The organism is Pseudomonas sp. PNPG3 (assembly GCF_023093815.1).
In the GTDB taxonomy this organism is placed as follows: domain Bacteria; phylum Pseudomonadota; class Gammaproteobacteria; order Pseudomonadales; family Pseudomonadaceae; genus Aquipseudomonas; species Aquipseudomonas asiatica.
The window spans coordinates 291,352-311,343 of the sequence record NZ_JALLKV010000001.1; the positions used below are offsets into that span (position 1 = coordinate 291,352).

The 19,992-nt window shown below is 62.5% G+C and carries 23 protein-coding genes; 13 read left to right on the forward strand and 10 right to left on the reverse strand.

Annotation, left to right across the window (positions count from 1 at the left end):
* The first annotated feature begins 4 nt into the window (after positions 1-4).
* The 8 genes from trbF to MJ643_RS01395 all read left to right on the forward strand — a co-directional run bounded on the left by trbF (position 5) and on the right by MJ643_RS01395 (position 7,718).
* Positions 5-709 (forward strand): conjugal transfer protein TrbF, encoded by a 705-nt coding sequence (gene trbF / locus MJ643_RS01360; protein WP_146537825.1) that lies wholly within the window; start codon positions 5-7, stop codon positions 707-709.
* Positions 706-1,710: a P-type conjugative transfer protein TrbG gene (gene trbG / locus MJ643_RS01365; RefSeq protein ID WP_146537826.1), complete on the forward strand. Its 1,005-nt coding sequence runs from the start codon at positions 706-708 to the stop codon at positions 1,708-1,710. The genes trbF and trbG overlap by 4 nt, the downstream gene beginning before the upstream one ends.
* A gap of 2 nt (positions 1,711-1,712) precedes the next feature.
* Positions 1,713-2,987 (forward strand): TrbI/VirB10 family protein, encoded by a 1,275-nt coding sequence (locus MJ643_RS01370; RefSeq protein ID WP_247726586.1) that lies wholly within the window; start codon positions 1,713-1,715, stop codon positions 2,985-2,987.
* Positions 2,984-3,229: a DUF2274 domain-containing protein gene (locus MJ643_RS01375; protein ID WP_146537828.1), complete on the forward strand. Its 246-nt coding sequence runs from the start codon at positions 2,984-2,986 to the stop codon at positions 3,227-3,229. Before MJ643_RS01370 ends, MJ643_RS01375 begins: the two co-directional genes overlap by 4 nt.
* 588 nt (positions 3,230-3,817) lie before the next feature.
* Positions 3,818-5,227, forward strand: a complete 1,410-nt coding sequence (locus tag MJ643_RS01380) for a circularly permuted type 2 ATP-grasp protein (protein WP_015270106.1) — start codon at positions 3,818-3,820, stop codon at positions 5,225-5,227.
* A gap of 3 nt (positions 5,228-5,230) precedes the next feature.
* Positions 5,231-6,181: an alpha-E domain-containing protein gene (locus tag MJ643_RS01385; protein WP_015270105.1), complete on the forward strand. Its 951-nt coding sequence runs from the start codon at positions 5,231-5,233 to the stop codon at positions 6,179-6,181.
* Positions 6,178-6,957, forward strand: a complete 780-nt coding sequence (locus MJ643_RS01390; protein ID WP_023660575.1) for a transglutaminase family protein — start codon at positions 6,178-6,180, stop codon at positions 6,955-6,957. Before MJ643_RS01385 ends, MJ643_RS01390 begins: the two co-directional genes overlap by 4 nt.
* A 41-nt stretch (positions 6,958-6,998) precedes the next feature.
* Positions 6,999-7,718, forward strand: coding sequence for a proteasome-type protease (locus MJ643_RS01395; RefSeq protein ID WP_015270103.1), 720 nt, complete (start codon positions 6,999-7,001; stop codon positions 7,716-7,718).
* Positions 7,719-7,771: 53 nt separating this feature from the next.
* Here the strand turns inward: MJ643_RS01395 and aroE are convergent, their stop codons facing one another.
* The 5 genes from aroE to MJ643_RS01420 are packed head-to-tail and all read right to left on the reverse strand — an operon-like array spanning position 7,772 to position 11,610.
* Positions 7,772-8,590: a shikimate dehydrogenase gene (gene aroE / locus MJ643_RS01400; protein ID WP_024086860.1), complete on the reverse strand. Its 819-nt coding sequence runs from the start codon at positions 8,588-8,590 to the stop codon at positions 7,772-7,774.
* Positions 8,587-9,819: a CoA transferase gene (locus MJ643_RS01405; RefSeq protein ID WP_024086859.1), complete on the reverse strand. Its 1,233-nt coding sequence runs from the start codon at positions 9,817-9,819 to the stop codon at positions 8,587-8,589. The genes aroE and MJ643_RS01405 overlap by 4 nt, the downstream gene beginning before the upstream one ends.
* Complete coding sequence (locus MJ643_RS01410; RefSeq protein WP_003256790.1) at positions 9,816-10,271, reverse strand: MaoC family dehydratase; 456 nt, start codon at positions 10,269-10,271, stop codon at positions 9,816-9,818. The genes MJ643_RS01405 and MJ643_RS01410 overlap by 4 nt, the downstream gene beginning before the upstream one ends.
* Complete coding sequence (locus MJ643_RS01415) at positions 10,268-10,666, reverse strand: VOC family protein (protein WP_015270100.1); 399 nt, start codon at positions 10,664-10,666, stop codon at positions 10,268-10,270. Before MJ643_RS01415 ends, MJ643_RS01410 begins: the two co-directional genes overlap by 4 nt.
* Positions 10,663-11,610 carry a ketopantoate reductase family protein gene (locus MJ643_RS01420; RefSeq protein ID WP_023660573.1) on the reverse strand — a complete coding sequence of 316 codons (948 nt, stop codon included), beginning with the start codon at positions 11,608-11,610 and terminating at the stop codon, positions 10,663-10,665. Before MJ643_RS01420 ends, MJ643_RS01415 begins: the two co-directional genes overlap by 4 nt.
* A gap of 93 nt (positions 11,611-11,703) precedes the next feature.
* Between MJ643_RS01420 and MJ643_RS01425 the strand changes: the two genes are divergently transcribed.
* Entirely contained in the window at positions 11,704-12,615 is a 912-nt protein-coding gene (locus MJ643_RS01425) for a LysR family transcriptional regulator (protein WP_015270098.1), read from the forward strand.
* A gap of 163 nt (positions 12,616-12,778) precedes the next feature.
* On the opposite strand, the gene MJ643_RS01430 is transcribed toward MJ643_RS01425, so the two are convergent.
* A complete protein-coding gene (locus MJ643_RS01430) occupies positions 12,779-13,228 on the reverse strand; it encodes a GNAT family N-acetyltransferase (RefSeq protein WP_024086858.1) in 450 nt (149 codons plus the stop codon).
* A 141-nt stretch (positions 13,229-13,369) separates the two neighbouring features.
* On the reverse strand, positions 13,370-14,191 hold the full coding sequence (locus MJ643_RS01435) for a helix-turn-helix domain-containing protein (protein WP_038409400.1): 822 nt from the start codon (positions 14,189-14,191) through the stop codon (positions 13,370-13,372).
* Between the two features lie 108 nt (positions 14,192-14,299).
* Between MJ643_RS01435 and MJ643_RS01440 the strand changes: the two genes are divergently transcribed.
* Genes MJ643_RS01440 through MJ643_RS01450 form a run of 3 tightly spaced genes read left to right on the forward strand, consistent with a single transcriptional unit; the run spans position 14,300 to position 15,384 of the window.
* Positions 14,300-14,614 (forward strand): DUF2834 domain-containing protein, encoded by a 315-nt coding sequence (locus MJ643_RS01440; RefSeq protein ID WP_024086856.1) that lies wholly within the window; start codon positions 14,300-14,302, stop codon positions 14,612-14,614.
* A complete protein-coding gene (locus tag MJ643_RS01445) occupies positions 14,611-15,039 on the forward strand; it encodes an MAPEG family protein (RefSeq protein WP_047932495.1) in 429 nt (142 codons plus the stop codon). The genes MJ643_RS01440 and MJ643_RS01445 overlap by 4 nt, the downstream gene beginning before the upstream one ends.
* 36 nt (positions 15,040-15,075) lie before the next feature.
* Entirely contained in the window at positions 15,076-15,384 is a 309-nt protein-coding gene (locus MJ643_RS01450; RefSeq protein WP_047932587.1) for a chorismate mutase, read from the forward strand.
* 124 nt (positions 15,385-15,508) lie between these two features.
* Here the strand turns inward: MJ643_RS01450 and MJ643_RS01455 are convergent, their stop codons facing one another.
* Positions 15,509-15,943: a rhodanese-like domain-containing protein gene (locus MJ643_RS01455; protein WP_038409395.1), complete on the reverse strand. Its 435-nt coding sequence runs from the start codon at positions 15,941-15,943 to the stop codon at positions 15,509-15,511.
* Positions 15,944-16,038: 95 nt separating this feature from the next.
* On the opposite strand from MJ643_RS01455, the gene ftrA reads away from it, so the two are divergent.
* On the forward strand, positions 16,039-16,998 hold the full coding sequence (gene ftrA / locus MJ643_RS01460) for a transcriptional regulator FtrA (RefSeq protein ID WP_038409393.1): 960 nt from the start codon (positions 16,039-16,041) through the stop codon (positions 16,996-16,998).
* Between the two features lie 111 nt (positions 16,999-17,109).
* On the opposite strand, the gene MJ643_RS01465 is transcribed toward ftrA, so the two are convergent.
* Positions 17,110-17,826, reverse strand: a complete 717-nt coding sequence (locus MJ643_RS01465; RefSeq protein WP_023660562.1) for an SDR family oxidoreductase — start codon at positions 17,824-17,826, stop codon at positions 17,110-17,112.
* A gap of 293 nt (positions 17,827-18,119) precedes the next feature.
* Positions 18,120-19,817: a 2-isopropylmalate synthase gene (gene leuA / locus MJ643_RS01470; protein ID WP_038409391.1), complete on the reverse strand. Its 1,698-nt coding sequence runs from the start codon at positions 19,815-19,817 to the stop codon at positions 18,120-18,122.
* Positions 19,818-19,992 lie beyond the last annotated feature (175 nt).

Here is a 19,992-nt window from a genome sequence, read left to right on the forward strand (position 1 = left end):
GACCATGCGATTCAAGAAACCGCAGGTGCGCTATGCCGACACGCCGCAGCCTGCCACGCCGTACCAAGCTGCCGGCCAGGTGTGGGACGACCGCATCGGCACGCCGCGCGTGCAGGCGAAGAACTGGCGGCTGATGGCCTTCGGTTGCCTGACGCTCGCACTGTTGATGGCGGGTGGCTTGGTGTGGCGCTCGGCGCAGTCCATCGTGACGCCCTACGTGGTGGAGGTGGACAACGCGGGCCAGGTGCGCGCCGTGGGCGAAGCCGCTACGCCGTACCGGCCCAACGATGCACAGACGGCGCACCACATCGCGCGCTTCGTGACGCTGGTGCGCTCGCTGTCCATTGACCCCATCGTCGTCCGCCAGAACTGGCTGGACGCCTACGACTACACGACCGACAAGGGCGCGGCCGTGCTCAACGACTACGCGCGGGTCAACGACCCGTTCGCGCGCATCGGCAAGGAGTCGGTGACGGTGCAGATCACCAGCGTCGTGCGCGCAAGCGACACGTCTTTCAACGTGCGCTGGACGGAACGCCGCTACGTCAACGGTGCCGCGGCCGGACTGGAGCGGTGGACGGCCGTGGTGTCCATCGTGCTCCAGCCGCCGCGCACCGAAGAACGCCTGCGCAAGAACCCCCTGGGCATCTACGTCAACGGCTTGTCGTGGAGCCGTGAGTTGGATTCTTCCGAAGGAGCCAGACCATGAATGCACTTTTCCGTAAATCCGCCTTGCCGGTGATCCTGCTGGCCTCGACGGTCTTGTTCGCGGGCTGCGCCACGCAAGGCAAGCCGCCGCCCGTGATCTCGCTCGATGAGCCGGTGCAGGCCCGGCCGCTGCCAGAGCCGCCTGCGCCGGTGGAGGTGGTGGCCGTGCCCGAGGTGCTGCCGATGCCAGCACAGTTGAAGCCCGTGCCCGAGGCGGAAGATGCCAAACCCGCGCCGGAACCGGCAGACGAGAAGGTGCGCGTCTCGCGCGCCAATGCCGAGGCCCGCGTCGCGCCCACGCGCGAGGGCTATGTCAACGCGATTCAGGTGTGGCCCTTCACCGATGGCGCGCTCTACCAAGTCTATGCGGCCGTGGGCCGCGTGACCGTGATTGCCTTGCAACCGGGCGAGGAACTGGTGACGGTGGCCGCCGGCGATACCGTGCGCTGGATCGTGGGCGACACGTCCAGCGGCGGCGGTGCCGACTTGCGCGTGAATGTGCTGGTCAAGCCGATCCGCTCGGGCCTCAAGACCAATCTCGTCATCACCACCAGCCGCAGGACATACCTGCTGGAGCTGTCCTCGACGGAAAAGACGTGGATGGCATCGGTGTCCTGGGAGTACCCACGCGACCGGATGCTGGCTTTGCAGCGCCAGGCGCAGGCGGCCAGCGCCGCCGCGCCGGTCGATACTGGGCTGGCGCTGGAGAACCTGCGCTTCCGCTACGCGATCAGCGGCAGCAATCCGCCGTGGAAGCCGCTGCGTGCGTTCGATGACGGCGAAAAGGTCTATATCCAGTTTCCGGCGGGCATCGCGCAAGGCGAGCTGCCGCCGCTGTTTGTCATCGGCGCGCAGGGCGACGGGCAACTGGTGAATTACCGCTTCCGCTCGCCGTACTACATCGTAGATCGGCTGTTCGGCGCGGCCGAACTGCGCCTGGGCGGTGACAAGGGCGACGCGGTGCGGATCGAGCGCACGGATGGCGTGGCACGGAGGAACTGACCATGAGCCAGGATGACACCCCCGACCTCGCCACGCCGCAGGCGGGCAAGGTCGCGCCCGAGGCGGTGACGCTGCGCGCCCAGCCGCGCCCGGTCACGCGCCTGAACCGGCGCATGCTGGCCATCCTTGTCGGCGGGCTGTCGGTCGCCGTGCTCGGGGCCACGATCTGGTCATTGCAGCCGCAGCGGCGCGGAGCCAGCGAGCAGACCGAGCTTTACAACGTCGATCGCGTCTCGAAGTCCGAAGGGCTGGATGGCCTGCCGGCCGACTACTCGAAGCTGCCGCCGAAGTTGCCCGAGCTGGGGCCGCCGCTGCCGGGCGATCTTGGCCCGGCCATCGTGAACTCGCAGCAACCGGCCGTGGCCGCTTACGCGGCCCCCGGCCACGATCCCAACGACGCCTTGCGCAAGGAGGCGGAAGCCGCGGCGGCTTCGTCGGTGTTCTTCCGTTCGGGGGGCCAGGGCCAAGTCGCCGCCACGGTGGCGCAGGCAACGCCGGGGACGCCCGGCGTTGCAAACACGCTCGCGGCCTTCGACCCGCTCGCCGCCGGGCCGGCGTCGGTGGCGGCGCAGCCTGCCGACCCGACCGCCGTGCAGAACCGGCAAGACCAGAAAGAGGCGTTCCTGAAAGGCGGCTCTACGGAAACCCGCAACTCCGGCAACCTGGCGCTGCCGGCGTCACCGTATCAGGTGATGGCCGGAACCGTGATCGCGGGTGCGCTGGTGACGGGCATCAAGTCGGACTTGCCGGGCGACGTGATCGCCACGGTGACGGAGCCGGTCTTTGACACGGCCACGGGCAAGTTCCTGCTGATCCCGCAGGGCTCGCGCATCCTGGGCAAATACAACAGCCAGGTCAGCTATGGGCAAAGCCGCGTGCAGGTGGTGTGGAACCGGGTCATCCTGCCCGACACGTCCTCGCTGACGCTCGACAACCTCGTGGGCACCGACCCGGCCGGCTACGCCGGCCTGGAAGACGACGTGGACTGGCACTGGAAGCGCATCGTCGCCGGTGCGGTGCTGACGACTCTGCTGGGCGTGGGCGCCGAGCTGGCCGCGCCGGAGAACCGCCAGGATGGCAACCGCATCGTCATCGCCGGGCGCGACAGCGCCCAAGACAGCATCAATCAGGTCGGCCAAGAAATCACCCGACGCAACATGAACATCCAGCCGACATTGACTGAGCGGCCGGGCCTGCCGGTACGGATCATCGTCAACCGGGATCTGGTGCTGCGGCCCTACCAGCCGCTGTTCTTCAATCGGGGAGCTTCGCAATGAGCGCGACCAAGAAGCTGCGGCTCGGGCCGCTGCCCAAGACCGAGAGCGTCAAGCTGACCTTTGCCTGCCCGGCCAGCCTGAAAGCCGACCTCGACCGCTACGCCTCGCTGCACGCGCAGGCATACGGCGAAGCAGTCGATGCAGAGAAGTTGATCCCGCACATGCTGGAGGCGTTCATGGCGGGGGATCGGGGGTTCAGGAAAGGCACGGCAACCCGGAGCGCGCCATCGAAGCCGACATGATGGCGTCGCATGCCAGCGGCAGCCATCGAACGCGCAGCCCCAGGCTGCGCGTTCTTCATTCTGGATGCCGCCAAGAGCCGCTTGGGCTATGATGCTGCGACAGGCCCGCCGTTCCTCGGCAATCCAGCACGACACAGTGCGATGCGGCTTTCTCTCCCGACGCTCTTATGTGGCTCCTAGCCCACGCGGCCAAACTTCTGCAAAGTGGCCTAGAAAAGAGCTAACCTACTGTCCCATATACGGTTTCAAGCCTTGCGTGATTGGCACGAAAGACTTGACACCGGCACTTTTTTGAGGCGCGCCTGCCCCCCCTCCCGACGTTCCCGCACGGCTGCATGCGGCGCAGTCATCGAATTCAGCAATAAAACCCAAGAGTTTCAAGGTGTTACCGCCAGCCTGTTGCCACTCCAGAGCTGTGCCCGGCTTTCGGCACCTTCATTGCAATGGCCTCTTGCGTGCACAACGCACAGCAATTGATCGGATTCGAGGCTCACCGCAGACAAAACACCCACCGACCCGCAAGGCCGCACCCTGAAACACGTAGATGAACCGCAATGAAGCTGCCGGCAACGGTGGCAAGGAGTGGGTATGTCCCGGGCATTTTTCAATGAAATGTATGATACGAACGGAAGTTGCCGCCCGCATTACCAGGAGTTCGCCCGCTGGTTGGCAAACACCCCGCTGGAGTTGCTGGAGCAACGCCGACGCGAAGCTGACCTGCTGTTTCACCGCGCCGGTATCACCTTCACCTTGTACGGTGACAAAGAGGATACCGAGCGCCTGATCCCCTTTGACATCATCCCGCGCAGCATTCGCGCCAGCGAATGGCGCATGGTCGAGCGCGGCTGTATCCAGCGGGTTCAGGCGTTGAACCTGTTCCTGCAGGACATCTACCACGACCAGCGCATCCTCAAGGCCGGCATCATCCCGCCGGAACAAGTGCTGGCCAACGAAGGCTACCAGATCGCCATGCAGGGCCTGGGCCTGCACCGCGGGCTCTATGCCCATATCGCTGGCGTCGACCTGGTCCGTGACGGGGATGGCAGCTACTTCGTGCTGGAGGACAACCTGCGCACCCCCAGCGGGGTCAGCTACATGCTCGAAGACCGCAAGATGATGATGCGGCTGTTCCCCGAGCTGTTCGCCGCACAGCGTATCGCGCCCATCGACCACTACCCCAACCTGCTGCTGGACACGCTCAAGAGCGCCAGCCCACTGGACAACCCCACTGCCGTGTTGCTCACCCCTGGCCGCTTCAACAGTGCCTATTTCGAGCACGCCTTCCTGGCCCGGGAAATGGGCATCGAACTGGTCGAGGGTGCGGACCTGTTCATCCGTGACGAGCACGTCTACATGCGTACTACCGCTGGTCCAAAACAGGTGGATGTGATCTATCGCCGCCTGGACGACGACTACCTCGACCCGCTGTCGTTCAACCCTGACTCGATGCTGGGCGTGCCGGGGCTGATTTCGGTGTACCGCGCTGGCAACGTGGTGCTGGCCAATGCGGTAGGCACCGGGGTGGCAGACGACAAGTCGATCTACCCCTATGTCGACGACATGATCCGCTTCTATCTGAGCGAAGAGCCGGTCTTGAACAACGTTCCTACCTGGCAGTGCCGCAGGCCTGCAGAGCTTTCCCATGTCCTGGCCCACCTGCCCGAGCTGGTGGTCAAGGAAACCCAGGGCTCCGGTGGCTACGGCATGTTGGTCGGGCCTGCGGCGACCAGCGCACAGATCGAGGACTTCCGCGCCCGCATCAAGGCCCGCCCGCACGCCTACATCGCTCAACCTACCCTGTGCCTTTCCACATGCCCGACCTTCGTCGACAGCGGCATCGCACCGCGCCACATCGACTTGCGCCCGTTCGTGCTGTCCGGCAGTGAAACCCGACTGGTGCCAGGCGGCCTTACCCGCGTGGCCCTTCAGGAAGGTTCGCTGGTGGTCAACTCGTCGCAAGGCGGCGGTACCAAGGACACCTGGGTGGTGGAGGACTGAACCATGCTTTCGAGAACTGCTTCCGACCTTTACTGGATGTCGCGCTACCTGGAGCGTGCAGAAAACCTTGCGCGCATGCTCGAGGTCAGTTATTCGCTGTCGCTGATGCCCCAGGCTGGCCGCAGCGACGGCCATGCCGAGCTGGCCATGTCACTGCTGGCATCCGGAACGCTGGACGACTACCGCCGCCGGCACACCGAGCTGGACACCGAGCGCATGCTGCACTTCTTCGCCCTGGATGCGACCAACCCCGGCAGCATCTATTGCTGCCTGCAGGCGGCCAGGACCAATGCCCACGCAGTGCGTGGCCGCATCACTGCCGACATGTGGGAGAACATCAACGCTACCTGGATCGAGATGCGCAACATTGCCAGCAATGGCCTCGGCCGTTATGGCATCAGCCAGTTCTGCGACTGGGTCAAGGAACGCTCGCACCTGTTCCGCGGTGCTACTTCAGGCACCATCATGCGCAACGACGCTTACAGCTTCATCCGCCTGGGGACCTTCCTGGAGCGGGCTGACAACACCCTGCGCCTGCTCGATGCACGCTATGAAATGTTCGGGGAGGCCTCCGAGGAAGTCAGCGATGATTCTGCCCGCGGCTATTACCAATGGAGCGCCTTGCTGCGCGCGCTGACCTCCTACGAAGCCTTCAACGAACTGTATCGCGCCGCACCCAGTGCACGACCGGTGTCCGAGTTGCTATTGCTGCGGGTCGATGTGCCCCGCTCGCTGCATGCCTGCATCGAGGAGCTGGACCAGATCCTTGCCAGCCTGCCGGGCAGCACCGGGCGCGCCGCCCAGCGCATGGCCGCCGAACTCAACGCTCGCCTGCGCTACACCGCGATCGACGAAATACTCGAAGCAGGGTTGCACCCGTGGTTGAGCGACTTCATCGGGCGCATCAATCAACTGGGCCAGGCGGTCCACCACTCCTATCTGGAGGTCGTATGAAACTGTCCATTCGCCACGACACAACCTACAGCTATGCAAGCGATGTGTGCAACAGCATCCAGTTCCTGCGCCTGACGCCACGCAGCAGCGAGCGCCAGCGCATCACTGAATGGCAACTCGACCTGCCCTGCAAGGTCAACGGCCAGATCGACCCGTATGGCAACATCCTGCATGTATTGACCCTGGACAAACCCCATGGCCACCTGGCACTGACCGCCAGCGGCCAGGTAGAAATCGACCCGGATCGCGAGCAAGAGGCCGGCGAACATTCACCCCTGCCCTTCCTGCGCGGCAGCCACCTGACCCAGGCCGATGACACACTCAAGGCCTTCGCCAGCCGACATTGTGGCAAGCACCGTGACCGGGCAGCGCTGATCGGGCTGATGCAAGGCCTGGCCGAGCACATGCCATACAGCCCCGGTGCCACATCGGTGGGCACCACTGCCATCGAAGCGTTCAGCGGCGCTGCCGGGGTGTGCCAGGACCATACCCATGCGTTTCTCGCCTGCGCGCGCAGCCTGGGTATTCCGGCACGCTATGTGTCCGGTTACCTATGTACCGAAGACGAGCAGCACCTGGCCAGCCATGCCTGGGCGGAAGCCTGGGTCGATGACGCCTGGTACAGCTTCGACATCACCAACCGCCTGACCCGGCCAGAACGCCACCTGAAGCTGGCAGTGGGCCTGGACTACCTCGATGCCTGCCCGGTCAGGGGCGTGCGCCGCGGGGGCGGCGCCGAATCGATGCAGGCCAGCGTACACGTGCACCGCCAATGACAGGTGCGGCATCCGTTCATGAAAAAAACAAGGGAAACAGCATGACCTATTGTGTCGCCATGCACCTGGCGGACGGGCTTGTCTTCATCAGCGACTCACGCACCAATGCGGGCATCGACCAGATCGCCAGCTTTGCCAAGCTGTTCGTGTTCGGCGTGCCGGGGGAGCGCCTGATCGTCCTGCAGACCGCTGGCAACCTGGCGACCTCGCAATCGGTGGTGAACCTGCTCCAGCAACGTACGAAGGGCCCCGGCCCCCACCTGTTGAACGTTGCGACGCTCTACGATGCAACGGTACTGGTCGCCGACACCTTGCGCGAGGTGGTCAGCCGTGATCGCAGCAAGCTGTCGGCCGGAATCGACCTGAGCAGTTCGTTCATCGTCGGCGGCCAGATTGCCGGCGGCCCCATGGGCATATACAACGTCTATGCGCAGGGCAATTTCTTCCAGGCCACGCCGGACACCCCGTTCCTGCAACTGGGCGAAAGCAAGTACGGGCGGCCGATTCTCGACCGCAACCTCGGCTACCATATGCCACTCGATGAAGCGTTGCGCTGCGGCCTGATCTCTTTCGACTCGACCATTCGCAGCAACCTGTCGGTGGGCATGCCGTTGGACCTGCTGGTGTATCAGAAGGACAGCCTGGAAACACCGAAACGCCAGCGTATCGCCAGCGACGATGTGTACTACGAGCAGATACGCAGGCAGTGGAGCGACGGGCTCAAAAGACTGTTGGCCGAACTGCCAGCGCCGCCGTACTGATAGGCAGGGCCACTGTGGAAGCGGGCATGCCCGTTCCCACAGTGGCCTTGGCCCTACTCCAGCGGAATAGTCAGGCGATCGATGACGGCGCGGGTTTCTGGCCGTACCCCGCGCCACCAGGCGAAAGCCTCCGCCGCCTGCTCGACCAACATGCCGACACCGTCGGCCAGGTGCACCACCCCCTGCGCCTGGGCCATGCGCAGGAACGGTGTAAGGCCTTTGCCATACGCCAGCTCGTAAGCCAGCTGCGTCGCGCCCAGCACGCCTTCAGGCAGTGGCGGCAGCTCGCCGGTGAGGCTGGCAGAGGTGGCGTTGACCACGATGTCGAAGGACTGTCCCTCCAACTCCTCATAACGGCTGATGCGCAGCCTTGGATGATCCAGTTCGTTGCGCAGGGCGAGCGCCTTGGCCATGTCACGGTTGGCAAGCACCAGCTCGCTCGGCCCCGCCTGCAGGAACGGCAGCAATGCACCGCGTACCGCGCCACCGGCGCCTAGCAACAGTACCCGTCGATTGGCCAGCGGCTCACCGAGGTTTTCCTCGATATCCCGCAGCAAGCCGATGCCGTCGAAGTTTTCGGCAAAGATACGGCCATCCTCGAACTTCAACGCATTGGCCGCCCGCGCCAACTGGGCGCGCTCGCTGCGCTGGTCGGCCAGCTCGAAGGCTCGCAGCTTGAACGGCGCGGTGATGTTCATGCCCAACCCGCCATCACTGCGAAACTGCAGTACCTGAGCCTCGAAGCCCTCGAGCTCGCCCTCCAGCGCGCCATACTCCAGGCACTGGCCGGCAACCTGGGCGAACAGGCCATGAATCAACGGGGACTTGGTGTGGTTGATCGGCCGGCCGATCACTGCATAGCGGTCGCTCATCGTGCATCTCCGTGGGTGAACAGCACACCGTCTGCCTGCATGGCGGTGATTTCTTCAGGGGTGAAACCTAGGCCGGCGGCCACTTCGGCATTGTGCTGACCGAGGTCCGGGGCCACCTGGTGGATCGTGGTGTCACAGTCGGAAAAGCGGAACGGCAGGTTGGGCAGGCGCAAGGTACCGTAGCGCGGGTGCTGCTGCTCGATGACCATGTTGCGCGCCTTAATCTGCGGGTCGGCCACCACCTCGTCGATGCGCTGCACCTTGGCGCTGGGGATATCGATGTCATCGAGCAACTGCAGGATATCCGCCACCTGGCGCGCGCCGACCCAGTCGCGAACCACGGCCAGAATCGCCTGGCGATGGGCGTTGCGGCCATTGAGGCTGTGGTAGCGGCTGTCGCTGCCGAACCCGGCCGGGCCACCGTTGGCTTCCAGCATCGCGGCAAAGCGCTGCCAGGCATCGTCGACCTGGGCGGCGATTACCAGGTCGCCATCGGCCGCGCGAAACACGCCGTACAGGGTGGAGGTGGGCATGTCATGGCCGGCCTGCTCGGGCAGGACGGTGCCGTCGGACAAGGTGTAGCACTGCACCGCATATTCATGCATCGACACCAGCGTGTCGTACAGGGCCATGTCGATGTGCTGGCCGCGACCACTGTTCACCCGGCCCAGCAATGCCGCATTGATCGCCGCCACGGCATGAATGCCGGTGTACATGTCGCCAAGGGAAATGCGCAGCAACGGCGGCGCTTCGCCCGGCACGCCGACCATCTGCATGATCCCGCTCTTGGCCTCGGCGATCAGCCCGAAACCGGCGCGGTGGGCATCCGGCCCGGTATGGCCATAGGCGGAGATGGAGCAGTACACCAGACGCGGGTTGCGCGCCGACAGCTCGGCATAGCCCAGGCCCAGTTTGTCCAGGGCGCCGGGGCGATAGTTTTCGATGAACACATCGGCCGAGTCGGTCAGGCGTTGCATGAACGCTTTGCCACGCGGGTCCTTCATGTTCACGCTGACGCCCTGCTTGCCCATGTTCAGCTGCAGGAAGTAACCGCTCTGCTGCTCATCCAGGGTAAATGCATGCTGGCGCCCGGCATCGCCGCTGCCCGGCCGTTCGACCTTGATCACCTCGGCGCCGAGTGCTGCCAGGCAGCGGCCCACATAGGGCCCGGCGAGGAAGTGGCTGTAGTCGATGACGCGGATACCTGCCAATGGCAATGCCTGGCTCATGCCTGCACCCTCCGGGGCACCATCAGCCGGTGCTCGCCACGCTGCACGACTTCGCCGTGCTGGTTGATCAGCTCCGACGGCAAGACCACGATGCCCCAGCCCGGTCGGCTGTTGCTCGGGCGCATCGCCCCCACGCGCATGCGCACGTGCAGCACATCGTCGACCTTGATTGGCAGCACGAAGTCCCAGGTCCAGCCCAGCGACATGCCCGGCACAAAGCGGTATTCGCACTGGGTCTTCAGGCCGTCGGCGATCGACAGGCCGAACAGGCCGTGGGCAACCAGGCAACCGAAATGACTGGCGTTGGCGTAGGCCTCGTCGACATGCACGGGGGTGTGGTCGCCGGTGAGGTCTGCGTAGGCCAGGATACGTTCGCGGGTCACCGTGTAGGTGGGGCTGATGCATTCATCGCCTTCGCGGGCATCGTCCCAGTATCTTTCCACTACGCTCATGCCACCACCTCTGCACGTGGGTCGATGGCCAGTGCCTGGGCAACGCATTTCGCCGGCGATGCCTGAATGAACTCGACCGCAAGGCCGTCAGGCAGGCGCAGCCAGTTGCGGCCCTGGGGCATTTCGCTCACGCCGAAACGCTGTGCGGCGGCCAGGGTAGCTTCGAGGTCCTCGCACATGATGCCCAGGTGCGCCATGCGCCCTTCCGGGCCGGCAAAGTCCGGTTGGTGGATGAACTGCAGGCCACCAAGGGTCCAGTACTGTGCAGGCTGCTCGACGTCACCCTGTATTTCACGCATGGTCATGCCACACACCTCGCTGAAAAAGCGGATGTGCCACTGGATGTCGCGCACCCAGAACGCAACGTGTTCAAGGTAGGCTTTCGGCTGGCTCATGGATTACTCCCCTTCTGCTGATCGGCCATGGCGCGTTCGATGCCCTTGATGCAGGCCACCAGGGTCGCGTTGACCGGCGTGGCCACGCCATGGCGCTGGCCCCAGCGCACGACGGAGCCATTGATGAAATCGATCTCGGTGACCGAACCCTTTTCCAGGCTCTGCAACATCGAGGTACGGAAGCTTGCCGGCAGGCCTTCGGCGGCCAGCCGCCATGCAGAATCCGGGCTGGTGAGGCTCAGGCGGATGCCTGCTCGTTCAGCGACGGCAATGGCTTCAGCCACCGCTGCCTTGGCGGTGCTTTCCAGCAGCGGCTCGCTGTACAACTGGCCATAACCGAGCCTGGTGATGCCGCTGAGCGCGCCTGTCGCGACGTTGACCAGCAGCTTGTCCCACATGGTGCCGAGAATGTTGTCACTGACCGTGGTGGCGAGCCCGGCACCATTGAAGACCTCGGCGATGGCCTGCACACGCAGCGTCCTCTGGCCGTCGAGCTCGCCGATGAAAGTCTGCTTGCCCGCAACACCGGCGCGGATCGAACCCGGCGCCAGCAGCACGCCACCGACGTAGGTCTTGCCAGCCAGCACCCGCTCACGGCCCACGGCCTCGGCCAGGATGTCTTCATGGCCAAGACCGTTCTGCAGTGACAGCACCAGCGTCTGCGGCCCGATCAGCGCCTTGGCCCCGGCAATCGCCTCGCCGGTGTGGAATGACTTGACCAGCACCACCACCAGGTCGGCCACGCCCACGGTTGCCGCGTCGCAGGCTGCCTTCACCCGGACCTGCCGCTCGCCGCGTTCGTCCTGCACCCGCAGCCCGTGCAGGTTCATCGCCTCGACATGTGCATGGCCACGGTTCAACAGCCAGGTTTCGTGCCCCGCTTCGCTCAAGGCCGCACCGATGGCACAACCCAGGGCGCCGGCGCCCAGAATGCAGATTTTCAAATCGCTGACCTCCTGTGGTTTGCGACTACCTTATGCAGCGAGCCTTATTTCGGCTATACAATGGACTCAATACACTTATTGGATTTCGCAATAATGAGTGCGCTCGACGCTTTGCCCGACCCCAAGCTGCTGCAACTGTTCGATGTGCTGTACCAATGCCGCAGTGTCACTCGCAGTGCTGAACAGCTCGGCCAGAGCCAACCTACCGTGAGCATCTGGTTGGGGCGCTTGCGTGAAGAGTTGAACGACCCACTGTTCGTGCGTACGCCAGGCGGCATGGCGCCAACCCCGCGGGCAGACCAGCTGATCGGGCCATGCCGCGAGGTGCTGGAATCGCTGCGGCGCCTGACTACCTGGGAGCCGCAGTTCGTTCCGGCCACGGCGCAGCGGCGCTTTCGCCTGTGCGTCAGTGATGCCAGCCATATCACCCTGCTGCCCAGCATCCTCAACCACCTGCGCACCCACGCGCCGGGTATTCGCCTGGAAGCTGCACGCATCGATGGCAATACCGAGAGCGCGCTGGAGTCGGGCGAGGCGGACCTGGCCATCGGCTTCGTGCCCTGGCTGGGTGCGGGGATGTATCAGCAAGTGTTGTTCGAGCAGGACTGGGTCTGCCTGAGCAACCCGCTACACCCGCGTTTGAGCAACGGCATGAGCGTGGCGGGTTACCAGGCCGAGGGGCATGTACAAATCAGTGCCGGGACCGGGCAGAAGTTACTGGAGGCTGGCCTGGCGCGGGCCGGCATCGAACGCAGGATCATGCTGGAGCTGCCGGCGTTTCTGGGGTTGGGGATGATTGTCGGGTCGACCGACCTGGTGGCTACGTTGCCACGGCACATCGGCCAGACACTCGCCGACATGCATGGTTTGCACGTGCACGATTGCCCGTTTGCAGTGGAAGGTTTCACGGTCAAGCAGCACTGGCACGCACGGTACCAGCAAGACAGCGGGAATCGCTGGATCAGGGAGGTGGTGCGGGGCTTGTTTCAAACAGGGGCCGGTTAGCACTCACGGCGAAACCTTCGCTCGCCTCATCGCTCCATGGATCTGGGCTGACCCGCCGTTGGTCCACAAACGGCGACTAACGACCCATTACGGCCCTTGGCGCAAGGCCCCTAACGACCATTTGAAGTCATTAAGAACAGCAGCCTGGGTCGTAGACGGCGCTTCAAATGGTCAACCGCTTCTCCATCGGTTGGTAGATCAGCCCGGCAAGCTCGCCCACTTCCCCTGCCAACGCAAAACCGTAACGTTCATAAGCGGCCACTGAAGATAGCGACGCTCTAACTGTTACTACATTGGTCCTGGCCTGCTCCAGAGCCGCATTCATCAAGCGCCTCCCAACGCCGTGGCGCTGCCAGGCCGGCGCAACGAACAGCATCGCCACATGGCGCCCTTCCTTCAGCTCGATCAGCCCGACCAGGGTTCCCTCCGCGACACAAACCAGCATCAGGTTGTCACTTACCATTCGTTCGGCAAACGCCTTCTGAGCAACCACTTTTGCGAAGGTTTCCACGCCCTGGGCCGACAGCGATGGCGCAACCGCTAGCATGAACGCCTCCAAGCACAGGGCGTTGGCGCTTGGCAGGTCTTCCTGAGTCATCTTGCGTATCTGCATGGTCGTCGTCCGTGACTTGGGTAGGGGTATTTCTATACCAGAACATCCGACTTAGAGATATGCAACAACGCCTCTGCTAACAGACCATGCGCGAGAGGTAACGTTACAGACCGGCAGCTTCGGGTCGATAGCTGCTATGCGCTATTCGCCGTATTCCGCATTCCAAGCATCGAAAGCTTGCATCATCCTTTGTCTGGTCGATAGATCGGCAGGTATCAAATGCTCGATTCGCAGTGACTCTACAGTGATGTCCAGGGGTAGCCCGAAGGTCGTGAAGGTAGATAGAAAGCTCAACTCGCCATCTGCGATGCGCACTCGTGTCAGCAGCACGGGGCTGGCAGTCTCTGCGTGCAAGGCCATGCCCGGCGGAGGGAGGCTGCTCAGGCGCTCTGCGAGCGTAGGGTTGCTGACTGACTCCCTGGCCGCGCGTTGCCACGCGGCAGCACGGACCTCCTGGGCATTGGCCAGGCGATCACCCAGGCCGCCGGGGCATAACAGTGTTTCCAGCAGGTTGACGCCTGAGGATAGGTCCTGCGCCACACCCGCCAGCGCCAACAGCAGACCTGTGCTCACATTGGCGGCAGTGATATCCCAGTTGCTGTCCATGACGATGACCGGCGCCGGATTGTTTGCATGCAGGATATGTTCGATGGCCGTGTGTACCACACCCATAGCGGGCGCATCGAGTGGCGTCGCGGCGTAGCGCGGCGCGTAGCCAGCGGCAAGAAACACTTCGTTGCAGTAATCCAGTGGCGCCCCAAGGGTCATCAGTAAGGCATGCAAGGTGTCGGGGCTGACTTTGGCACGCCCGGTTTCCACACAGCTGAGGTGGCGCTGCGAAACCCCGGCCATCAGTGCCAGGTCAAGCTGGCTGAGCCCCGCCTGCCGACGCAGGTGGCGCAAGTGCTGGCCCGCGGAGGTGGCCGGCGCGGGGGATTTTTGATGGAACAGTTGGTAACTCATGCTTCGTCTCTAGCCCGTCCTTGCGCTCCGGCTCAATGACCTCAGAGGTCATTGAGCGTCGACCATCCTACCCCTAATGTGCCAGGAAAACCTATCAGGGACATGATCATGGCTCTTCGTATTTGTGCGCTGGCATCGTTGGTGCTCTTTTCGATTTACAGTGGCTGGACGATGTTGATTGCCGAACAATCGCTACTGGCCTTTGGGCGCGAGCTTGTTTCGCGACCGGACACAGCCCAGGTGGTCATCGACTTGTACTTGATGGCGGCGCTGGCCTGCGTCTGGATGGTGAAGGACAACCACTCTCGGGGCAGGTCGCTCATCGCAATGCTTCCCTACTTGCTGCTCACGGCGGTTTTCGTGTCCGTCGGGCCGCTGCTCTATCTGGCGGTCAATGGCCTTGATCGGGGGCGCCAGGTGTGAACGATGCCTTGAACGTCTACGCGCTGTGCGTGGTTGTGCTGTTCCTCAAGATGTTTGCGGTCTCCTGTTACCAAGGTTGGTTCCGACTGCGGCACAGGGCATTCACCAACGCAGAAGACGCCGCTGTTTTCAATCGGGTTGCCCGTGAAGCAGAGCTTGCACAAGTGAATCGGGCGAGCAGGGCCTGGGCAAACGACCTGGAGAACATCCCGACTTTTTTCGCGCTCGGTGGGTTGGCCATTGCCACGAATGCACCTGCAACCGTCACGGCAGTGTTGAGCATTCTGTTCACCGTCGCCAGGGTCCTGCATACCGTGGTTTACTTGAGGGGTATCCAGCCATGGCGCACGGTTTACTATGGTATCGGGATACTCTGCCTCTTGGGGTTCTGTACGTCGCTCACAATGACGATATGGGTGCCCTGATCCTGGGTTCATGCCAGAAGCCCCAGGCAGAATTTGCTGCGAGATTCAGTTTTGCAAGCGCGGCCCCAACATCCAGATATCGATGAAATCGACCGCAATCTCGTTTCGCTTCTCGCAAAACGGGGCCGTCTTGTGACGCAAGCAGCGGTCTTCAAAAAAACCACCGATGATGTGCGTGCGCCAGCTCGGGTCGAGCAAGTGATAAGGAAGGTTCGTGAAATGGCTGACGAAACTGGTGCCTCGGCCGAGGTCGTGGAGCAGGTCTACCGGGCGATGATTTCGGCCTTCATCACTCAAGAACTGGCCATCCATGCGCAGCCGGCCAACCGACCTTCAGCATCTTGAAGACAACGCGGGGCTCATCCGAAGCCCCGCCGCCTCCCCCTTCCATCTTTGACTCAAAGCGGCATTTGCTCGATCAGGCCGGGTACGTCATCGCGTGATGCCGCTCGAACTGTGCCCTCTCGACTCAACATGCACAGGAAACGCCGTTACCCTGTGCAGCGACGTCCACCCCCACCAACGAAAAACCCTCGTCAAGCCAGCCGGTAACCCCGCCAATCATTTCTTTCACCGGGAAACCCAGCTCAGCCAAGCGAACCGCCGCCCGATGTACGCCATTGCAATGCGGCCCCGCGCAATAAACAACGAAAAGCGTCTGGCGCGCATAGTCAGCCATGCGTTCTGCGCTGATGGTGCGGCCAGGAATATTGATCGCGCCCGGCACATGGCCCTGCGCAAACGCCTCGCTGCTCCTTACATCTACCAGCACATAGTCGACATCACCCGACCGCTGGCTACGTTCAACATCCGAACAATCCGTCTCGAACGCCAGATGGCGGCTGAAATGAAGCAGGGCATCGGATGGGCTTGCGGCAGGATATTCGCTGACCAGGCTTGGCATGGATTTCACTCCTCGGTTGAAAGTGCGCCCATTGTAGGAAGCCCGCCTGTATCGCTACAGTGGCGCACTCGACAGTCACCGGTAGTTTTCCGCCAATGCTCACGAACCCTGGTTTGGTCGCCGTGCTGGCCTATGACGGGCTGTGCACCTTCGAGTTCGGCATTGCCGTGGAGATCTTCGGGCTGCCACGCCCGGAGTTCGAATTCGCCTGGTACACGCATCGCATCGTCGCCGTCGATCCCGCACCAATGCACGCGGCAGGTGGCATGCGGGTCGTTGCCGAGTTCGGCTTGGAGTCGCTCGTTGATGCCCATACCATTATCATTCCGGGCTGGCGTAGCCGCGATGAGCGCCCGCCGCAGGTGCTGCTGGACGCCTTGCGCGCCGCGTATCAACGCGGGGCGCGGCTGCTTTCCATCTGTTCGGGGGTGTTCGTGCTCGCGGCTGCGGGCCTTCTGGACGGCAAGCGTGCCACCACCCATTGGCGCTATACGGACGAACTCGCGGCACGCTATCCACTCATTGAAGTTGACCCTGGCGTGCTTTACGTAGACTGCGGCCAGCTGATTACCTCGGCAGGCAGCGCTGCCGGTATAGATGCCTGCCTGCACCTGGTGAGTCGAGACTTTGGTACCCAGGTTGCCAACACCGTTGCCCGTCGCCTGGTTATGGCACCCCAGCGTTCCGGAGGGCAAACACAGTTCTTCCCCGCTCCCGTTGCCCAGAAGCCTCGCGATGATCTTGCCGCGGTGCTGGAGTGGGCGACCTTGCATGTGGGCAGGCCGCTTACGGTCAAGCAGCTGGCAGCGAAGGCACTGATGAGCGAACGTACCTTCCTGCGACGCTTCATCGAAGCGACAGGCATCACGCCGAAAACCTGGCTGCTTCAGGTGCGCATGAACGTGGCGCGTGAGTTGCTGGAAAGCAGCCCATTGAGCAATGAGCAAATCGCCGAACGCTGCGGGTTCGCCTCGGCGGAAAGTTTCCGGGCAGCATTTCGCAAGACCGTGGGGTTGGCGCCCATGAGGTATCGTGCGCAGTTTGGCAACCACTGACCGTTCAGCGGTACCTTTGATACACCGTTTCTGCCAAGGAAGCAGAAACACGTGCATGTCGATTCTGTCGCGCCCTGGTACGCGTCAGCTGCTATCCGGACTCAGGGCGAGTCAGAAGCGCTCATCCCCGATCGCGGGCAAGATCAACTCCCGTACGAATGAAGCCCCTGACAGGCGCAACAACGCATCGACCATGGTGACCACATCATGTACCGGTACCCAACGCCGCTCACCTCGCGCAGCAGCCTGCATCAATGGCGTGGACAGGGCGTCATCGGTATTCAGGTAACCCAGCTGAAGCACGGTCACCGCCAGGTTGTCATCCCTGAAGCCTTCGCGTAGCGCATCAGCCATGCCGTTGAGGGCGAACTTGGAGGCACCGAACGCTACCTCCGGGCGCCCGCTCTGGCGAAGAGCCGAAGTCGAGCCGGTGAGGATCAACTGCGGCCGGGGAGCACCGAGCAATCTGGGTATCAGGCGTTTGAGAAGGAGCAGCGTGGCGGTGACGTTCACCTCGACCAGCCGGGTGATCGATTCGTCGCTGTCTTCGGAGAATGCATAGTGCTCGCTGAAGGCATGCTCTTCCCAGATGCCGACGTTGTATATCAGTACGTCCAGATCGGCAGGTGTTCGGTCCGCGATCCGTGCTACAGCCGCCACTGGCTTGGAAAGGTCGGCATCGATCCAGTACAGGTCGATGCCCGGCGCAAGGGCCAGATCTTTCGGCTGTTTGCGTGATACGCCAATCAGCGTGTCCCCGGGCTTGCCGAGGCCTTCGAGCAAAGCCCGCCCCAGCCCTCTGCTGGCGCCTACGATCATCGTCTTCACATGCTGTTCCTCTTTCCCTGATCTGCTCCAGGCCTCACTGGATCGGTCATAGCCTTCGACAGGCCCAAGGCGATGAAGCCGATAATCTGGAAAACCAGCAGTGAAGTCGGAGTGTCCATTTCTGGTGCTTGCGAGTTCGTTTGCGCAAGCAGCGAGTGTGCCGCCACTCTAAAACCTTGAGTTAACTCGAGGTCAATAGCGGTTCAGGGTTACAAAGCTGGCATTTCACCTTTTTCGCCGTGGCCGCAGCAGCATTGGTCACCACACCGCCGAGCAGCGCCAGCCAGTATCCCTCAAGCCGTGGCGACCGTGCTTTTCACTGTATCGAGCAGCCCCAGGCGCGTGGCCCGGCAGACAGCACTCACCACAGCCTTGAGTGATGCCTGGAGTGTGCTGCCGTCCCTGCCCACGCCAAACAGCAACTGGTTCTTGACACGTATTTCGACGTAGGCAATGGCTTCGGCCTCAGCACCATCACGCACGGCGTGCTCGTGGTAATCGGCAATATCGAAGACCAGCCCCTGCTGGGCGAACGCATGGACCAGTGCGGCCGCTGGGCCATTACCCTTGCCAGCGAACGCCAGGCGTTCACCCTCGACCAGCAGTTGAGCGTCAAGGTAAGTGCAGGCTTCGTCAGTGGTGACCATGGGGTGCAGCAAGGCGTAGGGATTACCCTGCTCCAGGTAGTTTCTGGTGAAGCACGACAAGATCATTTCGCTGGTGATCTCCCTCCCTTCACTATCGGCGACCTGCTGCACCAGGCCGCTGAACTCCATCTGTAACCGGCGCGGCAGGACGATACCCTGCTGCTCCAGGAGATAGGCCACACCACCCTTGCCCGACTGGCTGTTGACCCGGATGACTGCCTCGTAGCTGCGCCCCATGTCGGCCGGGTCGATCGGCAGGTACGGCACCTCCCAGAAACCGTCGGGGTTTTTCCGCCGTTGGGCGAAGCCCTTCTTGATTGCGTCCTGGTGAGAGCCGGAAAATGCCGTGAACACCAGCTCTCCCGCATAGGGATGGCGTGGATGGGTCGGCAACTGGTTGCAGAACTCGACCTCACGCTGGACATGGATGATGTCAGAGAAATCCAGTTCCGGGCTGATGCCACTGGTGTAGAGGTTCATGGCCAAGGTCAGGATATCGACATTACCGGTGCGCTCACCATTGCCGAACAAGGTGCCCTCGACCCGCTCGGCGCCTGCCAGGCAGGCCTGCTCGGCGGTAGACACACCTGTGCCACGGTCATTGTGCGGGTGGATACTGATGATCACGCTATCGCGCTTGCGTACGTGGCGGCAGAACCATTCGATCTGGTCGGCGAACACGTTGGCGGTCGAAACTTCCACGGTGGTAGGCAGGTTCAGGATCATCTTGTTGGTGGGAGACGGTTCGAATACGTCGATCACCGCTTCGCAAATTTCCAGGCCAAAATCGAGCTCGGTGAAGCAGAAGGTTTCTGGTGAATACTGGTAAGTCCACTGCGTCTGCGGATTGGCCTGCATCAGCGCCTTGATCTCCCGGGTAGCCTGCGTGGCGATGCCGATGCAACCTGCGCGATCCACGCCGAACACCACATCACGAAATACGGGAGCCGTTGCGTTGTACACATGAACGATGGCCCGTGGCGCCCCCTTGAGCGCTTCGAAGGTACGCTCGATCAAGTGTGTACGGGCCTGTGTCATGACCTGGATAGTCACATCTTCGGGGATCCGACCGCTCTCGATCAATTCACGCACATAGTCGAAATCGGTTTGCGATGCTGCCGGGAAGCCAACCTCGATCTGCTTGAAACCGACCTTCACCAAAAGGTCGAAGAATCGACGCTTGCGTTCGGCGTTCATCGGCTCGATCAGTGCCTGATTACCGTCTCGCATGTCGACGCTGCACCAGGTGGGAGCGACCTTCTGGACCTGATTGGGCCACTGGCGGTCTGGCAGGTCGACTGTGGCGAAGTGGCGATATTTGATTGATGGATCCTTGAGCATCATGGCGGCTTTCTCCTGGGCCTGTGTAACACCTTGTACTTGCCCGTGATGGACAAGCCAAAGTATTGGATCCAATTTACACAGAACCTGGCTTACCTCGATTGCGTTATTCAGCATCAATTCGGCAACCGGCGAAAATTTATTGCTATAAATAATGAAAAAATGGAATTTTATATCG

What these genes read in the sequence shown, in the direction of transcription:
- trbF (WP_146537825.1), top strand. Translation starts at nt 5, where the DNA reads ATGCGATTCAAGAAACCGCAGGTGCGCTATGCCGACACGCCGCAGCCT.
- trbG (WP_146537826.1), top strand. Translation starts at nt 706, where the DNA reads ATGAATGCACTTTTCCGTAAATCCGCCTTGCCGGTGATCCTGCTGGCC.
- MJ643_RS01370 (WP_247726586.1), top strand. Translation starts at nt 1,713, where the DNA reads ATGAGCCAGGATGACACCCCCGACCTCGCCACGCCGCAGGCGGGCAAG.
- MJ643_RS01375 (WP_146537828.1), top strand. Translation starts at nt 2,984, where the DNA reads ATGAGCGCGACCAAGAAGCTGCGGCTCGGGCCGCTGCCCAAGACCGAG.
- MJ643_RS01380 (WP_015270106.1), top strand. Translation starts at nt 3,818, where the DNA reads ATGTCCCGGGCATTTTTCAATGAAATGTATGATACGAACGGAAGTTGC.
- MJ643_RS01385 (WP_015270105.1), top strand. Translation starts at nt 5,231, where the DNA reads ATGCTTTCGAGAACTGCTTCCGACCTTTACTGGATGTCGCGCTACCTG.
- MJ643_RS01390 (WP_023660575.1), top strand. Translation starts at nt 6,178, where the DNA reads ATGAAACTGTCCATTCGCCACGACACAACCTACAGCTATGCAAGCGAT.
- MJ643_RS01395 (WP_015270103.1), top strand. Translation starts at nt 6,999, where the DNA reads ATGACCTATTGTGTCGCCATGCACCTGGCGGACGGGCTTGTCTTCATC.
- aroE (WP_024086860.1), bottom strand. Translation starts at nt 8,590, where the DNA reads ATGAGCGACCGCTATGCAGTGATCGGCCGGCCGATCAACCACACCAAG.
- MJ643_RS01405 (WP_024086859.1), bottom strand. Translation starts at nt 9,819, where the DNA reads ATGAGCCAGGCATTGCCATTGGCAGGTATCCGCGTCATCGACTACAGC.
- MJ643_RS01410 (WP_003256790.1), bottom strand. Translation starts at nt 10,271, where the DNA reads ATGAGCGTAGTGGAAAGATACTGGGACGATGCCCGCGAAGGCGATGAA.
- MJ643_RS01415 (WP_015270100.1), bottom strand. Translation starts at nt 10,666, where the DNA reads ATGAGCCAGCCGAAAGCCTACCTTGAACACGTTGCGTTCTGGGTGCGC.
- MJ643_RS01425 (WP_015270098.1), top strand. Translation starts at nt 11,704, where the DNA reads ATGAGTGCGCTCGACGCTTTGCCCGACCCCAAGCTGCTGCAACTGTTC.
- MJ643_RS01430 (WP_024086858.1), bottom strand. Translation starts at nt 13,228, where the DNA reads ATGCAGATACGCAAGATGACTCAGGAAGACCTGCCAAGCGCCAACGCC.
- MJ643_RS01435 (WP_038409400.1), bottom strand. Translation starts at nt 14,191, where the DNA reads ATGAGTTACCAACTGTTCCATCAAAAATCCCCCGCGCCGGCCACCTCC.
- MJ643_RS01440 (WP_024086856.1), top strand. Translation starts at nt 14,300, where the DNA reads ATGGCTCTTCGTATTTGTGCGCTGGCATCGTTGGTGCTCTTTTCGATT.
- MJ643_RS01455 (WP_038409395.1), bottom strand. Translation starts at nt 15,943, where the DNA reads ATGCCAAGCCTGGTCAGCGAATATCCTGCCGCAAGCCCATCCGATGCC.
- ftrA (WP_038409393.1), top strand. Translation starts at nt 16,039, where the DNA reads ATGCTCACGAACCCTGGTTTGGTCGCCGTGCTGGCCTATGACGGGCTG.
- leuA (WP_038409391.1), bottom strand. Translation starts at nt 19,817, where the DNA reads ATGATGCTCAAGGATCCATCAATCAAATATCGCCACTTCGCCACAGTC.